The 17,038-nt window shown below is 28.1% G+C and carries 11 protein-coding genes, 4 tRNA genes and 1 pseudogene; 7 read left to right on the top strand and 9 right to left on the bottom strand.

Annotated elements, in window-relative coordinates; translation table 11 throughout:
- Positions 1–166: 166 nt before the first annotated feature.
- From ybeY to asnB, 7 genes and pseudogenes are all read right to left on the bottom strand, one after another.
- A complete protein-coding gene (gene ybeY / locus FD727_RS01150; RefSeq protein WP_159938334.1) occupies positions 167–631 on the bottom strand; it encodes an rRNA maturation RNase YbeY in 465 nt (154 codons plus the stop codon).
- 170 nt (positions 632–801) lie between these two features.
- Positions 802–2,121, bottom strand: a pseudogene (miaB, locus tag FD727_RS01155) (tRNA (N6-isopentenyl adenosine(37)-C2)-methylthiotransferase MiaB); the annotation flags it as partial.
- Between the two features lie 497 nt (positions 2,122–2,618).
- Positions 2,619–2,689, bottom strand: a tRNA-Gln gene (locus FD727_RS01160).
- A gap of 45 nt (positions 2,690–2,734) precedes the next feature.
- Positions 2,735–2,806, bottom strand: a tRNA-Gln gene (locus tag FD727_RS01165).
- 22 nt (positions 2,807–2,828) lie between these two features.
- A tRNA-Leu gene (locus FD727_RS01170) sits at positions 2,829–2,913 on the bottom strand.
- Between the two features lie 8 nt (positions 2,914–2,921).
- A tRNA-Met gene (locus FD727_RS01175) sits at positions 2,922–2,995 on the bottom strand.
- A gap of 164 nt (positions 2,996–3,159) precedes the next feature.
- Complete coding sequence (asnB, locus tag FD727_RS01180) at positions 3,160–4,833, bottom strand: asparagine synthase B (protein ID WP_159938335.1); 1,674 nt, start codon at positions 4,831–4,833, stop codon at positions 3,160–3,162.
- Between the two features lie 806 nt (positions 4,834–5,639).
- Here asnB and glnS point away from each other — a divergent pair.
- Complete coding sequence (glnS, locus tag FD727_RS01185; protein WP_159938336.1) at positions 5,640–7,298, top strand: glutamine--tRNA ligase; 1,659 nt, start codon at positions 5,640–5,642, stop codon at positions 7,296–7,298.
- Between the two features lie 154 nt (positions 7,299–7,452).
- Here glnS and fldA read toward each other — a convergent pair whose 3' ends face one another.
- On the bottom strand, positions 7,453–7,968 hold the full coding sequence (gene fldA / locus FD727_RS01190) for a flavodoxin FldA (protein WP_159938337.1): 516 nt from the start codon (positions 7,966–7,968) through the stop codon (positions 7,453–7,455).
- Positions 7,969–8,605: 637 nt separating this feature from the next.
- Between fldA and pgm the strand changes: the two genes are divergently transcribed.
- Positions 8,606–10,261, top strand: coding sequence for a phosphoglucomutase (alpha-D-glucose-1,6-bisphosphate-dependent) (gene pgm / locus FD727_RS01195; RefSeq protein ID WP_159938338.1), 1,656 nt, complete (start codon positions 8,606–8,608; stop codon positions 10,259–10,261).
- A gap of 429 nt (positions 10,262–10,690) precedes the next feature.
- Positions 10,691–11,434, top strand: coding sequence for a Nif3-like dinuclear metal center hexameric protein (locus FD727_RS01200; RefSeq protein ID WP_159938339.1), 744 nt, complete (start codon positions 10,691–10,693; stop codon positions 11,432–11,434).
- 237 nt (positions 11,435–11,671) lie between these two features.
- On the opposite strand, the gene FD727_RS01205 is transcribed toward FD727_RS01200, so the two are convergent.
- Positions 11,672–12,955, bottom strand: coding sequence for a citrate synthase (locus FD727_RS01205; RefSeq protein ID WP_159938340.1), 1,284 nt, complete (start codon positions 12,953–12,955; stop codon positions 11,672–11,674).
- Positions 12,956–13,601: 646 nt separating this feature from the next.
- Between FD727_RS01205 and sdhC the strand changes: the two genes are divergently transcribed.
- The 4 genes from sdhC to FD727_RS01225 are packed head-to-tail and all read left to right on the top strand — an operon-like array spanning position 13,602 to position 16,856.
- Entirely contained in the window at positions 13,602–13,979 is a 378-nt protein-coding gene (gene sdhC / locus FD727_RS01210) for a succinate dehydrogenase, cytochrome b556 subunit (protein WP_159938341.1), read from the top strand.
- A 28-nt stretch (positions 13,980–14,007) separates the two neighbouring features.
- Complete coding sequence (sdhD, locus tag FD727_RS01215) at positions 14,008–14,355, top strand: succinate dehydrogenase, hydrophobic membrane anchor protein (protein WP_159938342.1); 348 nt, start codon at positions 14,008–14,010, stop codon at positions 14,353–14,355.
- Positions 14,356–16,122: a succinate dehydrogenase flavoprotein subunit gene (gene sdhA / locus FD727_RS01220; RefSeq protein WP_159938343.1), complete on the top strand. Its 1,767-nt coding sequence runs from the start codon at positions 14,356–14,358 to the stop codon at positions 16,120–16,122. It abuts the gene before it with no gap.
- 14 nt (positions 16,123–16,136) lie between these two features.
- Positions 16,137–16,856, top strand: coding sequence for a succinate dehydrogenase iron-sulfur subunit (locus FD727_RS01225; RefSeq protein ID WP_159938344.1), 720 nt, complete (start codon positions 16,137–16,139; stop codon positions 16,854–16,856).
- Positions 16,857–17,038 lie beyond the last annotated feature (182 nt).

Consider the following 17,038-nt stretch of genomic DNA (forward strand, 5'->3'; position numbering starts at 1 on the left):
AATACTAAATTAATAACTATTAACATAATCATGTTGAGAAAATTTTTATAAGCAATATTTTTTAAAATAACTATTTAGATTTATATCTAATATTGTTTAATTAACTTAATAAGTAAATATCTTTATATCCGGCAAAGTTAAATAATTTGTATTAAAAAAATCTTGATTAGCTTAAATGACAATATGGATCTTTAAAACCAAGATTAAGCATGATTTTTGTTTCCAGAGATTCCATTTTTTTTGCTGTATTCATTGTTGAATGTTCATAACCTAATAAATGTAAAGTACCATGTATAACTATATGCGCCCAATGTGATAAAATATCTTTTTTTTGTTTTATAGCCTCTGATTCTATTAATTGGCTGCAAATGACTAAATCACCTAACAATAATAACTTGATTGCTGTCGGAACCTCAAAGCAAAAAGAAAGAACATTAGTTGGTTTATTATAACCACGATAATATAAATTTAATTGTTGGCTTTCTTTTTTATCGACTATGCGAATAGTTATTTCACCCATTGAACTTAATGGTAGAATTGTTGCTTCTAGCCAATATTGAAAATCATGTTTTTTAGGTAAATATCTTGTATTGGTGCATGCTAATTGCAAATCTAGAATAACCTTATTCATGCACATTCCTTAAAGAAATATCAAACAATTTTAAAATTATTAAAAATAAATATATATAAATTTTATTTTTTAATAATAGTCTTGTTAATTTTTATATTTTATAAAACTTGACATAACAATATATAAAAACTTTTAACAAATATTTATATATTGATTTAATTTTTATTAATTAATAATATTCCACGCAATGAATGAGTATAAACATTGGAGATTTTTACTGTAACAAATTTACCAATCATATCTTTAGTACCTTCAAAATGAACTACACGATTATTTTCGGTACGGCCACTTAGTTCCATTAAGTTTCGTTGTGATATTTTTTCTACCAAAATACGTTGAGTTGTACCCAGCATACGGCGACTCCATTGTATGGATTGTTGATAAATAAGATTTTGTAGAATATATAAGCGTTGTTTTTTCTCATATTCAGAAGATTTATCAGATAAATTAATCGCTGGTGTACCAGGACGCGGTGAGTAAATAAAGCTGAAGCTCATATCAAAATTTATATTTTTTACCAATTTTAAAGTTTGTTCAAAATCTTGTTGAGTTTCACTAGGAAAGCCAATTATAAAATCAGAACTAATTTGAATATTAGGGCGTACTATCTTTAGTTTATTTATAATTGTTGTATAATCGAGTATAGTATAACCTCTTTTCATCAATGCAAGAATACGATCAGAACCACTTTGTACAGGTAAATGTAAAAAACTTACCAATTTTGGTGTATCACGGTAAACATCAATAATATCATCAGTAAAATCAATAGGATGACTACTAATAAAACGAATACGTTCAATTTGAACAATGGATGCAACTAAACGCAATAATTCAGCGAAAGTACAAATATTACCATTACCATCGACACCATGATAAGCATTAACGTTTTGTCCTAATAAATTTACTTCGCGTACTCCTTGATAAGTAAGTTCTATTATTTCAGTAATAATACTATCGCAAGAACGACTTACTTCTTCACCTCTAGTATAAGGAACTATACAGAAAGCACAGTATTTATCACAACCCTCCATTATGGATACAGATGCTATTGGACTATTTGAATAAGGTGTTGGAAAATGATCAAACTTTTCAAGTTCTAGAAAACTAATATCAATTATAGGTTTTCCATCATTGTAAATCGTTTCTAGCATTGATGGTAAACGATGTATTGTTTGTGGTCCAAATATTATATCCACGTAATTTGCTCGTTGGAAAATATATTCTCCTTCTTGCGATGCAACACAACCACCAACACAAATGATTAAATTAGAATTAGATTCTTTTAATTTTTTCCAACGACCTAACTGATGAAAAAGTTTTTCTTGTGCTTTTTCACGTATAGAACAAGTATTAAGAATTAAAATATCTGCTTTATTAGGCTCATTTATTGTAATATAATTACCTGTGTGATTCAATACATCAGATATCTTTGACGAATCGTATTCATTCATCTGACATCCCCATGTTTTGATATACAGTTTTTTTCTCAAAATATTAACCATTGATTCAACATATATCAGTTTAAGATAGATAGCCTAGGACTATAATATAATTGTAATTATAACATTCAATATGTTATATTCTTTAATCATAATAATAAATAAAAACACTATACCTAATTATTAACTTGTAGATTTATTAGATACTAAAAATTTAATTTTTATATTTTTACTTAATTTAAACGTAAAAAATAGGTAACTAATATATTTAGTTTTATCATTAAAGCAGTTAAAGGATGAATTTTAGGAACTATATTTAAAAAAATAAATTGTTAGTATTTTGCTAATAAATTTTAATAAAATTTATTATTCAATAATTTTAAATAAATAATTACAGTTTTATTCCATTTATTGTGAATGAAAGGTAACGAAAATTAACAATCAATAAATTGAAAATTTATTTTAAATAAATAAGTTATATGTATTATATAGACAACATTTGACTTTATATAAAATAAAATTAATGAAAAACATATACATCTAATTAACTGGGGTGCAGGGATTCGAACCCCGGATACCGGAATCAGAATCCGGCGCCTTACCTCTTGGCAACACCCCATCCAATAATTAAAAACTAATAACTATATTTAAATTTATATTTAATCTGGGGTACCTGGATTCGAACCAGGGAATGCCGGTATCAAAAACCGGTGCCTTACCTCTTGGCTATACCCCATTTTATCCATTTAACAATATACTGGTGCGGGAGGCGAGATTTGAACTCGCAAACTTAAAAGTGCCAGAACCTAAATCTGGTGCGTCTACCATTTTCGCCACTCCCGCAAAAATTATAGCTACGACAGGATTTGAACCTGTGACCTCATCATTATGAGTGATACGCTCTAACCAACTGAGCTACGTAGCCTCATCTTACATCACTATTTTATAATGTATATTGTTGCTTATATGAATTATATAGTCAACAAATTTTATTTATTGAAATTTATCTATTATAGTTAATTTAATCATTAACTTAATAGAATATTTACTATTATTAAATTTATATTTTAATAAAAACTATATTTTTCATTATTTAGTATAAGTATAATTATGGACATTAACAGTACGTCCTGATGGATCATCCATATTTTTAAATGTATTATCCCAATTGATTACTTTATCAGAAGAACAAGCAATGGATTGACCACCTGGAATACATTTAACTGCATTCGGTATGGGAAATAATTCTTCAAAAATTTCACGATATAAATATGCTTCTTTTGAATGCGGAGTATTGTATGGAAAACGAAAACTACTATTAGTTAACTTTTGATCACTAATTAGTTTAGAAGCTATATCTTTTAAACCATTAATCCACTCGTATCCAACTCCATCTGAAAATTGTTCCTTTTGACGCCATGTTATATTATTTGGTAAATAAGAAGAAAAAGATTTACGTAAAAGATATTTTTCTATCTTGCCATTATTTCCACACATTTTATCTTTTGGATTAATGCGCATGGCTACATCTAAAAATTTTTTATCAAGGAAAGGTACACGTGCTTCTATTCCCCAAGCGGACATTGCTTTATTAACACGAGCACAATCATACATGTGTAACGATAATAGTTTACGGACATTTTCTTCATGAAATTCTCTAGCATTTGGTGCTTTATGAAAATAAAGATATCCACCAAATATTTCATCAGCACCTTCACCAGATAAAACCATTTTAATACCCGTTGTTTTTATTTTATGTGATATTAAGTACATGGGAATTGATGCACGGATTGTAGTGACATCATAGGTCTCTACGTGATAAATTACATCACGTATTATATTAATTCCTTCCTGTATAGTAAAATGTACCTCATGATGTAAAGTTTCTAGATGTTGGGCAACTAATTTAGCTGCTTTTAAATCTGGCGATTCTCTTAAACCTATTGCGAAAGAATGTAAGTAAGGATGGAATGTACTATGTTTATTTTTGTCTTTATTAATTCTTTGTATAAAAAATCTTTTAGTTATTGCTGCAATTATAGAAGAATCAAGACCGCCAGATAGCAAAACACCATAAGGAACATCAGACATAAGATGATTTTTTACTGATTCTTCTAAAGCAATCTTTAGTATACTGTAATCAGTAGAGTTGTCTTTTATCGCAGAATAATGCATCCAATCGCGTTGCCAGTAATTGTAAATTTTACCATACTTACTAAATAAGTAACTACCTGGAGGAAATTCTTTCACTGTATTGCAGACAGTTACTAATGCTTTCATCTCAGAAGCTACGTAAAGATTCCCGTGTATATCATTACCCATATAAAGAGGAATAATACCAATATGATCACGAGCGATCAAATATTGATGTTGTACATTATCCCATAAAATAAAAGCAAACATACCTTCTAAATCATCAAGGAAATTTATACCATTTTGTTGATAAAGTGCAAGTATGATTTCACAATCAGAAGCTGTTTGAAACATATAATTAATCTGCAATTTTTCACGTAATTTATGATGATTATAAATCTCACCATTTACGGCTAATACATTAGTGTGGTCAACATTATATAGTGGTTGAGCCCCGTTATCGATATCAATAATTGATAAGCGCTCATGTACTAAAATTATATAATTATCTGCATATATTCCAGACCAATCTGGACCTCGATGACGCATCATACGTGAACATTCTATTGCTTTACTACGTAGCTCAATAGGATTGGTTTTTAATTCTAGCACACCAAAAATTGAACACATACTAACTCCTAAAGTTACTTTATACTTATTAACTTACTGTAATGTTATATATCATAATATATAATACATAAAAGCTTATATTAACAATGAAGTAAGTGTCAAGATAGTAATATTATTTATTGATTTAATTGTATTGAACATAAATTTTCTTTATGTATTTCTTAATTAATATCTATTAAATCAATTATTTTATTTATTTAAAGTAATTTGCAAAGTGATAAAGTTTTTATATAATGTAAAAATAAACGAACATAATGTATTTTATGTTCAATTATGTATTATTAAATTATGTGTAATATATATAATTTAATTTTAATATATAATTATTTATTTTTTAAATTTATTAAAGTTTACTAAAACATATAATTAATCATATAATAAATTATTATATGATTAATTTAAGTCTATATAGTTATCATTATTTATATATATAAAATAGAATTAAATTATTTATTTTTTAGTAATTATGAATAAATATATAATAATTAATATTTTTAATTATTATATTGATAATTGAGATATAATATACTTTATTTTAAAGTATTTAAATATCATATTAAATAATGAATTTTGTTAAATTTAATAGACATTGTTTTGCTTTATAAAAACTAAATAAATTAAAATTTATATTTTATATAATTTAATAAATTAATCAGATTAAAACCTATCAATGCTTAATATATATAATCTTTTCAAGATGATTAAATTAATTTAAAATGAATAATATTAAAGAAATTTCATTTATTAAATAAAATTATTTATCATCATTAATTAAGACATGCTTGATATTATTTTAAGGATATTAAATGAACAAAATGGAATATTATACAAATAATTTTATCTATCAAATTATTGATAAAGATTTAATGAATGGTAGGATAAAAAATATACGTACTCGTTTTCCTCCAGAACCTAATGGTTATCTACATATTGGTCATGCAAAATCAATTTGCTTGAATTTTGGTATTGCAGCGAAATATCAAGGACAGTGTAATCTTCGTTTTGATGATACTGATCCTGTTAAGGAAAATAATGAATTTATTGATTCTATTAAATATGATGTACAATGGTTAGGTTTTAAATGGAGCGGTAACATTCGTTATTCCTCAGACTATTTTGAAAAGCTTTTTAATTATGCTGTTGAATTAATTTATAATAAATTAGCATATGTAGATGAACTATCAACAGAAAAAATTCGTGAATACCGTGGTACTCTTACTGAATTAGGTAAAAATAGTCCATATCGTGAACGCAGTGTAAAAGAGAATTTAATTCTTTTTCAAAAAATGCGTGATGGTGGTTTTGAACAAGGTAAAGCTTGTTTAAGGGCTAAAATTGATATGTCATCAAATTTTATAATAATGCGGGATCCAGTATTATATAGAATTAAATATATAGAGCATCATCAAACTGGTAATAAGTGGTGTATATATCCAATGTATGATTTTACCCATTGTATATCAGATGCGATTGAAAAAATTACACATTCATTATGTACACTAGAATTTCAAAATAATAGACCTTTATATGATTGGATTTTAAATAATATTTCTATTTCAGATAATCCTCGTCAATACGAGTTTTCTCGTTTAAATTTAGAATATTTTGTAATGTCTAAACGTAAATTAACAAAATTAGTAAATGAAAAAATTGTTGAAGGTTGGGATGATCCTCGGATGCTAACTATATCTGGTCTACGTCGGAGAGGTTACACTGCAACTTCTATTCGAGATTTCTGTTCTCGAATTGGTGTAACTAAACAAGATAATATTATTGAAATGTCTTTACTTGAGTCTTGTATTCGTGATGATCTTAATAAAAATGCACCACGAGCAATGGCTATATTAGATCCACTAACAGTAATTATTGAAAATTTACCAGAAAATTATGAAGAAATTTTAAAAGTTAAAAATCATCCAAATAAACCAGAGATGGGAATGCGTGAATTACCATTCAATCAAAAAATTTGGATTGATCGTAATGATTTTCGTGAACAAAGTGATAATCAATATAAACGTCTAGTATTAAAGCAAGAAGTTCGTCTACGTAATGCTTATATAATTCGTGCTGAACGTGTACTAAAAAATAACTTGGGCAAAATTATTTGTGTTTATTGCAGTTGTGATATGAATACATTGGGTAAAAATCCAAGTGATGGCCGTAAAGTTAGGGGTGTAATTCATTGGGTTTCAGCTTTCTACGCACTTTCTGCTGAATTTCGTTTATACGATCGTTTATTTAATGTACCTGATCCAAATAAGGCTAAAGACTTTCTTAGCACTATTAATTCAAATTCTTTATTAATAAAACAAGGTGTGGTAGAACAACAATTATCTCAAGCTAAAATAATGTCTACATATCAATTTGAGCGCATAGGTTATTTTTGTGTTGATCATATAGACTTAAAAAAAGCTAAAATAGTTCTAAATCGTACAGTAACTTTACGTGATAATTGGCAAAAATAATAAATAAATAATTTTATAATTAAATATTTTAATAAAAAAGACACTTATAAAATATCATGTTAAATTTAATTAATGCATGTTATTAAATAAAAGTAAAATTAATACTGATTAAATATAAAAATTATATAAATTTATTAATGTTATTCAACATATTTTATTGACATTTAAGTTCCAGTGAAATTTGTTTAATCCATTTGTCTATACGTTCATTAGTTAATTCAGGCTGACGATCTTCATCAATTGTCAAACCAAGGAAATGTTTATCATCTGCTAAACACCTAGATTTTTCAAAATTATATCCTTCTATTGGCCAATTGCCTATGCAATTGGCACCATTTTGTTTAATAACATTATGAATAATCCCCATTGCATCACAAAAATATTCAGCATAATCTTCTTGATCACCACATCCGAATAATGCTACACATTTTTCATTGAAATCTATATCTTTTAAACTTGGTAAAAAATCATCCCAATCACATTGTACTTCACCATAATACCAAGTTGGAACACCTAATAACAAAATATTAAAAGATTCCAAATCTGATTTAGTGCTTTGAGCAATATCATGTATTTTAGCTACTGATTTACCAATTTTTTTTTGAATTATTTTGGAAACCTTTTCAGTATTACCTGTATCACTGCCAAAGAAAATACCTATGTTTTCCATATTATTACTTACTCCCAATTTTCATAAATTCATAATATTATTTTTTTAAATTAATAATATATTATAATGTATAATGTTATATTTTTAACATATATAAAGATAACTAATAATATTTAATTTTGCATATAAAATTAAAATTAAATAATTTAGTACATCATTAATACTTTTAAATAAGTATAAGTCTTACACATAAGATTAATGTAATATATTTAATCTCAATAAACGATTATATATTAAAAATTAATAATTTTCTATAAGGAATTTTTGAAAATTTAATTTTAAAATATTAGAATCTTTATTATATATAAAAAATTTTATGTATAAACTTTATAAATATTTTAATAAAAAATGAATATGCCATAATCAAATATAAATTTGACCAAAATTTCATTAATTGATTAATAATCAATAATATTATCTTTAATAAAAAGATTTTAAAAAGATACAATGTTTATATTATATATATAATGCTTTTATTAGTTTAAAACATATGAGTAATAGTTATTAACTCAAATATTGATGAAATTTATGTGTCTTACTTCCATGACATAAAATATCTAACGTATATATTAATGATAGAATATTTTGTATATCATTTTTACAGTAATAACATAGATATTTTAATGGAGAAATTACAATGCCTAATCATCCTCGAGCAGGACAATTAGCTTTGCAGAACGAATTAATTAATGTTGCACAATTAATATCACAATATTATGTATTTAAACCTGATTTAATAAATCCAAATCATAACGTAAAGTTTGGTACTTCTGGTCATCGAGGTAGTGCTAAAACATATACTTTTAACGAAACACATATTTTAGCTATTACTCAATCCATTGTAGAAGAACGTAAAAAAAATGGGATAACTGGTCCTTGTTACGTCGGCAAAGATACTCATGCTCTTTCTGAACCTGCAATTTTATCAGTATTAGAAGTATTAGCAGCTAATAACGTTGATATAATTGTAGAACAAGATAGCGGTTATACACCTACTCCAGCAATTTCTAACGCTATTATTGAGCACAACAAATATAGTGATAAACAAGCTGATGGCATTATTATTACATCTTCTCATAATCCACCACAAGATGGGGGAATAAAATATAATTTACCTAATGGAGGTCCTGCTAACAAGAATATCACTAAATTTTTGGAAAAACGTGCTAATCAATTAATAAAAAATCAATTAAACGATGTAAAAACTACATCCATAAATCAAGCATGGGCTAGTGGACATATTATTGAAAGAGATCTTATGCAGCCATATATAGATGGATTAATACAAATAGTTGATCTATCTGCTGTTAAAAAAGCTGGTCTGAAAATTGCTGTTGATCCATTAGGAGGTTCTGGTATAGCTTATTGGCAACGTATCGCTGATTATTATCAATTAGATATCACTATAATTAATAATACTATTGATCAGACATTTAGATTTATTAATCTAGACGAAGATGGTATGATTCGCATGGATTGTTCTTCTAAATATACAATGTCTACTTTATTAAAGTACCGTAATAAATTTGATTTATTATTTGGAAATGATCCGGATCATGACCGTCATAGCATTGTAACACAAGCTGGATTAATGAAACCTAATGATTATTTAGTTGTAGCAATTAATTATCTTTTTAGACATCGTCCACAATGGGATAAAAAATTAGCTGTTGGGAAGACATTAGTATCAAGTTCCATGATTGATCGTATAGTTGATAATATAGGTCGTACATTAATAGAGGTACCTGTAGGTTTTAAATGGTTTGTAGATGGTTTATTTAATGGCATCTTTGGTTTTGGAGGTGAAGAAAGTGCAGGTGCTTCATTTCTACGTTTTGATGGTTCTCCATGGTCAACTGATAAAGATGGTATTATCTTATGTTTATTAGCTGCAGAGATTACTGCTGTAACGGGCAAAAATCCTCAAGAACATTATAATGAATTAACACAAAAATTTGGAAAATTTAGTTATTGTAAAATTCAAATTCCAGCGAATACTATACAAAAAACTATTCTTTCTAAACTTTCATCAGAAATGATTAATATTAGTATATTAGCTGGAGAACCAGTACTTTCATGTTTAACTCTTGAACCTAGCAATGGTGTATCAATTAATGGTTTCAAAGTAATTACAGAAAATGGATGGTTTGCTGTTCGACCTTCAGGTACAGAAAATTTTTACAAACTTTACTGTGAAAGTTTTCTGGGTCTTAACCATCGTAATAGAATTCAAAAAGAAGCTATAAAAATTATTAGTAATCTTTTTCAAAGAAATAAAAATAATACATTTTAATAAATCAATAATTTTTTATTTAAACTATATTAGTTATATATAGTATATAAAAATTAAGAAATACTTAACTAATTAAATTAGTTTATATATATATGTAAATATATATATAAAGAATAAAGCAAAAACTTTAATGATTATTATTGTTATTTAAAATGTAATTTTATACATATTAAATTATATGAATAATATTTCCATCCATAACAATATAAATCAATATTTTTTAAGTTTAATTATATTATATTTTATATATTGTATGAATCATGAATACTAATTTTAGTACTATTCATTTATGTAAATGATTAGTTTATTATTGATAGTGTATTATAGAATTAGATTGGAGATCATATGATGCGATGTTAGTAATTCATAAAATATACACATATAAAAATCATATATATAACACAATACATAAAGGTAAAAATCTTAATTATGTATAATTTAGAATTAGAAGATATCATTAATAAAAAGTTAAATATAAGTGTTTTTAATGATTGTGTCCCAAATGGTATGCAAGTAGAGGGACGTACTGAAGTGAAAAACATTTTAACCGGTGTTACTGCTTGTCAAGCATTATTAGACGAAGCAGTAAGACGCAAGGTTGATGCAGTAATTGTACATCATGGTTATTTTTGGAAAAATGAATCTCCTGTTATTAAAGGAATGAAATATAATCGATTAAAGACCTTATTAACTAATAACATTAATTTATATAGTTGGCATTTACCTCTTGATGCTCATCCTGACCTTGGTAACAATGCCCAATTAGCTCATCTTTTAAATATTAAAATTAAAGGAAATCTTTTGCCATTAGTACTTTGGGGTGAGTTAATCAAACCAACTACTGGAGAGGATTTTGTTAAACAAATTACATATCGTCTAAATCGATGTCCGGTATATTCTAGTGATAATGCACCGCATTTAATCAAAAATATTGCTTGGTGTAGTGGTAGTGGTCAAAATTTTATAGATAATGTTGCATCATTTAAAATAGATGCTTTTATTAGTGGTGAGATTTCAGAACAAACCATGCATAGTGCGCGTGAACAGGGATTACATTTTTTTGCAGCCGGACATCATGCTACTGAGCGTGGTGGTATTAAAGCATTAGGAGAATGGTTAGTTAATAACTATGATCTAAATGTCAGTTTTATTGATATAAATAATATTGCTTAAATTCTACTTTTTATGTATTTAAGAAAATTTATAGGTTTAAATTTATTTATTTCAGAAAAATATTATATGTATTTATACTTTATCCATTATGTATACATTATTTCATTGCGAACTTAAGGATAAATACATTTCAATTTGTCAGCTAACTAACCATTAAATGTAAATTATATTAGTTTAGTGTTAGTAAACTACTTTTATATTATAAAGTCTAAGCATTGTACTAATTTATTTATTGATTTATTTTTTAAGGAATGAATTAAATTTACGTTTAGTATAACCAGTATATAATTGTCTCGGACGTGCAATTTTCATCCCATCATCATGCATTTCTTTCCAATGTGCAATCCAACCAACTGTACGTGCCATAGCAAAAATTACTGTAAACATGGAAGATGGTATACCCATAGCTTTTAAAATAATACCGGAATAAAAATCAACATTTGGATATAATTTACGATCAATAAAATATGAATCATTTAGTGCAATATTTTCTAATTCCATTGCTACTTCTAGTAAATTATCTTTCATACCTAATTCATTTAAAACTTCATGACAAGTCTCTCGCATAACCGTAGCTCGCGGATCGTAGTTTTTATAAACACGATGGCCAAAACCCATCAATCTAAACGAATCATTTTTATCTTTAGCTCTACTCAAAAACGCTGGAATATGTTCAATACTACTAATTTCTTCTAGCATACGCAATGTAGCTTCATTTGCACCTCCATGAGCTGGTCCCCAAAGAGAAGCTATTCCAGCTGCAATACAAGCGAATGGATTAGCACCGGATGAACCAGCTGTACGTACAGTGGAAGTTGATGCATTTTGTTCATGATCAGCATGTAGTATTAAAATACGATCCATTGCACGTTCTAAAATCGGATTTAATTGGTATTCTTCGCAAGGAGTAGCAAACATCATGTGTAAAAAATTTCCTGCATAAGAAAGATCGTTACGAGGATATACAAAAGGTTGTCCAATTAAATATTTATAGCACATTGCAGCCATGGTGGGCATTTTTGATAATAATCGAAAAGCAGCCGTTTCTCGATGACTTTCAATATTTACATCTAAAGAATCATGATAAAATGCTGCTAGGGCTCCTGTAACTCCACACATTACTGCCATAGGATGCGAATCACGTCGAAAACCATGAAATAAACGTGTAATTTGCTCATGAATCATGGTATGGCGAGTAACTGTAGTACAAAATTCATTATACTGATCTTGCGTTGGCGCTTCACCATTTAATAAAATATAACATACTTCAAGATAGTTTGAGTGAATTGCTAATTGATCAATAGGGAAACCTCGATGTAACAAAATACCTTCATCTCCATCAATAAAAGTAATTTTTGATTCACATGATGCAGTACAGGTAAATCCAGGATCAAAGGTAAATAAACCATTAGAGCTAAGTTCACGTACATCAACAACGTCTTGACCTAATGTTCCTTTGATAATATTGAGTTCAATAGAACTGTTGTTTTGTAAAATTAATTTCACTTTTTTATTTGTCATTTAAATCTCCATATCAAATTAATAATTTAAAGCTTAAACACAATAAAATAATTTGGTTGTACATTATGCATAATATTATGTTTGATATCATTCATTATATTTATCTAATTACTAGATAAGTTCAATGAACTAACTATGTATTTAACTTACTGAAATAAAATATATAAGATTTTATAAATAAAATATTTCATAAGCTTATTTAAGAAAAATACTTATATCTTTATATTAGTAATATTACATCAGATATAGTTGTAAAAGTATATTTTCATATATTTACATCTCATGTAGAATTGTAGTAAATACTTTATAAGTAATATATTGATCTTTTAAAAAATCGATATATATTCAAAATTTAAAATTTATGAAATTCGTGAATATGATCACTTTAAATTGAAATGTAATGAATAGAAATTTCAGATGAATTGATAAATTATGATAAGAATATGGTAATCTTATATACTATTAAAACTGAAGTATAGATTAACAATAATCAATAGAAATTGATTTTTTCATTAATTATTTTAAAGAGAGTAGCAATTATTTTATTACCAAGAATAATAGTCAAATAATACATAAAGCTTATTTATAAATACACCAATTGAAATGAAAATTAAAAGTACAACAGAAGAGTAGCGTAGGCAAAAAATTGAAAACACACAGACCTGTTAACTTAAATCTTATTAAGTTCCATTTTCCTATAACGGCAATATCATCAATTTTTCATCGTATTTCAGGTATAATTATTTTTATCATGCTAGGCATTGCACTTTGGTTGCTTGATTTATCTTTATCTTCTGCAGAAGGCTTTATGCAAGTGGTGTCTATAATGGATAGTTTTTTTGCCAGGTTTGTTAAATGGATAATGTTAACTCTTTTAACATATCATGTTATAAGTGGTATTCGATATGTTTTAATGGATTTTGGCTATTTGGCAGAAAATTTAGCTGCAGGCATTCGCTCTACCAAGATTGTTTTTTTCATTACTATTGTAATTTCAATCTTAGTTGGGTTTGCTATATGGTAAATAATTTATCTATCTCTGGAGTATTAATATGCTAAGTAGTTCTTCCATGTTGGGACGTAATGGTATTTACGATTGGTTATTAGTTCGTATTTCTGCAATTTTACTTGCATTATATATTTTTTATCTTGTTGGTTTTTTTATATTAAAAGATACATTAACATATGATATTTGGCGTGGATTTTTTTCTTTTTTCTTCACTAAAATATTTACAATATTAGCATTATTTTCAGTATTGATTCATAGTTGGATTGGAATGTGGCAAGTACTAAGTGATTACGTAAAATCACTAACTATTAGATTTATTTTACATATAGTAATTATTGTTGCATTGTTAATTTATACAATTTATGGAGCTGTTGTAATATGGAGTGTCTAAATGAATCTATCTGTTAAAGAATTTGATGCCATAGTAATTGGAGCGGGAGGTGCAGGTATGCGAGCCGCTTTACAAATTTCTCAATCTGGACAGAGTTGTTGTCTGTTAACCAAAGTGTTTCCAACACGTTCCCACACAGTGTCAGCACAAGGTGGTATTACCGTTGCATTAGGTAATGCGCACAATGATAATTGGGAATGGCATATGTATGATACTATTAAAGGCTCTGATTATATTGGAGACCAAAATGCTATTGAATATATGTGCAAAACAGGACCAGAAGCAATTTTTGAACTAGAACATATGGGTCTACCTTTTTCGCGCTTTAACAATAGTCGAATATATCAACGGCCCTTTGGCGGACAGTCTAAAAATTTTGGAGGAGAGCAAGCAGCTAGAACTGCAGCAGCATCTGATCGCACCGGTCATGCTTTACTACATACTTTGTATCAACAGAATATAAAAAATAAAACTACCATTTTTTCAGAATGGTATGCATTAGATCTGGTAAAAAATATAGATAATGCAGTTGTAGGGTGTACTGCTCTTTGTATAGAAACTGGTGAGCTTTGTTATTTTAAAGCTAAAGCTACTATCTTAGCTACAGGTGGAGCTGGACGCATTTATGAATCCACCACAAATGCACATATTAATACCGGCGACGGAATTGGCATGGCATTACGTATTGGTGTCCCGGTACAAGATATGGAAATGTGGCAATTTCACCCAACTGGTATTGCTGGTATAGGCATTCTAATAACAGAAGCATGTCGAGGAGAAGGAGGATATTTATTAAATAAATATGGTGAACGTTTAATGGAACGTTATGCACCTAACGCTAAAGATTTAGCAGGTCGGGATGTAGTAGCACGTTCAATGATGATTGAGATTCGTGAAGGTCGAGGTTTTGACGGGCCGTGTGGACCACATATAAGATTAAAGTTAGATCATCTTGGTCACGAAGTATTAAAATCTCGTCTTCCAGGTATATTAGAATTATCTCGTACCTTTGCTCATGTTGATCCAGTGAAAGAATCTATCCCAGTTATTCCAACTTGCCATTACATGATGGGTGGTATTCCGACTAAAATTACTGGTCAAGTAATATATGTAGACACACAAGGTGAAGATCAAATAATTCCAGGATTATTTGCAGTAGGAGAAATAGCTTGTTTATCAGTACATGGAGCTAATAGATTAGGTGGTAATTCACTGCTTGATTTAGTGGTCTTTGGTCGAGCGGTAGGAAAATACCTTGTAGAATCACTTGAACAACAAGGAAAATTACGCGATGCTAACCAAGATGAGATTAATAGATCTCTAGCACGTTTAAATCGCTGGGAAAATACCATCACCGGTGAAGATCCCCTTGAAATTCGCAAAGAATTACAATCTTGTATGCAAAATAATTTTTCGGTATTTCGTGAAGGTGATACTATGAAAAAAGGACTTGAAGAACTAAAAAACATTCGTAATCGTCTCAAGTTTGCACGTTTAGATGATAGATCATCTAATTTTAATACTCATCGCATCGAATGTTTAGAATTAGATAACTTAATGGAAACAGCTTATGCAACAGCTGTTGCAGCTAATTTTCGCACTGAAAGTAGAGGTGCTCATAATCGTTTCGACTATCCAGAACGTGATGACGAAAACTGGTTATGTCATACTCTTTATCTTCCACAAACAGAAAGCATGACTCGTCGTAAGGTAAATATGCAACCAACCTCATGTGCCAGCTTTATTCCAAAAGTTCGTACTTATTGATTGCGGAGAACATAATGAGATTAAAATGTTCAATTTATCGCTATAATCCAGGAGTCAATAATAAGCCGTATATGCAATCTTATACTTTAGAGATAGAAAAAAATTGCAATATGATGGTATTAGATATTTTGATTCTTTTGAAAGAAAGAGATCCAACATTAGCTTTCCGTCGTTCCTGTCGTGAAGGAGTATGTGGTTCTGATGGTTTAAATATAAATGGGAAAAATGGATTAGCGTGTATTACACCAATGTCCACATTTCTAAATAAGCATAAGCCTAGAATCGTTATTCGTCCGTTACCTGGATTACCCATAGTACGAGATCTTGTTGTTGATATGGATCAATTTTATGCTCAATATAAAAAGATTAAGCCATATTTATTGAATAAAAATGAAAAGTTACAGGTGCGTGAGTATTTACAAAGTCCTATGGATCGTGCTCGTTTAGATGGTTTATATGAATGTATTTTATGTGCATGCTGCTCTACCGCTTGTCCATCATTCTGGTGGAATCCAGACAAGTTTATTGGTCCAGCAGGACTTCTATCTGCCTACAGATTTTTAATCGATAGTCGCGACACTGAAACTGATGCACGATTATCTAATTTAGATGATGCTTTTAGTGTATTTCGTTGTCATAGTATTATGAATTGTATTAGTGTATGTCCAAAAGGATTGAATCCAACGTATGCCATTAGTAAAATTAAGTCAATGTTATTACAACGTATACTATAGTTGAAAAAAATAATTTTTAAAAATTTTAATTTATTAGATTATGAAAATTGCTGTTACTACAGTATAATTTGATGCCATTCCAACTTTCTGATGAAATAAAATATCATTTATTAAAAATGTATATGGATCATATTACTGTTATGATTGCAGCAAATCATAAATAAAAGTAACAAAAATAAAAC

The organism is Pantoea sp. Mhis (genome assembly GCF_009830015.1).

Excerpts from the sequence above, each read along its gene's own strand:
- sdhD (WP_159938342.1), top strand. The coding sequence starts at position 14,008 with ATGCTAAGTAGTTCTTCCATGTTGGGACGTAATGGTATTTACGATTGG.
- FD727_RS01200 (WP_159938339.1), top strand. The coding sequence starts at position 10,691 with ATGTATAATTTAGAATTAGAAGATATCATTAATAAAAAGTTAAATATA.
- FD727_RS01225 (WP_159938344.1), top strand. The coding sequence starts at position 16,137 with ATGAGATTAAAATGTTCAATTTATCGCTATAATCCAGGAGTCAATAAT.
- sdhA (WP_159938343.1), top strand. The coding sequence starts at position 14,356 with ATGAATCTATCTGTTAAAGAATTTGATGCCATAGTAATTGGAGCGGGA.
- pgm (WP_159938338.1), top strand. The coding sequence starts at position 8,606 with ATGCCTAATCATCCTCGAGCAGGACAATTAGCTTTGCAGAACGAATTA.
- ybeY (WP_159938334.1), bottom strand. The coding sequence starts at position 631 with ATGAATAAGGTTATTCTAGATTTGCAATTAGCATGCACCAATACAAGA.
- FD727_RS01205 (WP_159938340.1), bottom strand. The coding sequence starts at position 12,955 with ATGACAAATAAAAAAGTGAAATTAATTTTACAAAACAACAGTTCTATT.
- asnB (WP_159938335.1), bottom strand. The coding sequence starts at position 4,833 with ATGTGTTCAATTTTTGGTGTGCTAGAATTAAAAACCAATCCTATTGAG.
- glnS (WP_159938336.1), top strand. The coding sequence starts at position 5,640 with ATGAACAAAATGGAATATTATACAAATAATTTTATCTATCAAATTATT.
- fldA (WP_159938337.1), bottom strand. The coding sequence starts at position 7,968 with ATGGAAAACATAGGTATTTTCTTTGGCAGTGATACAGGTAATACTGAA.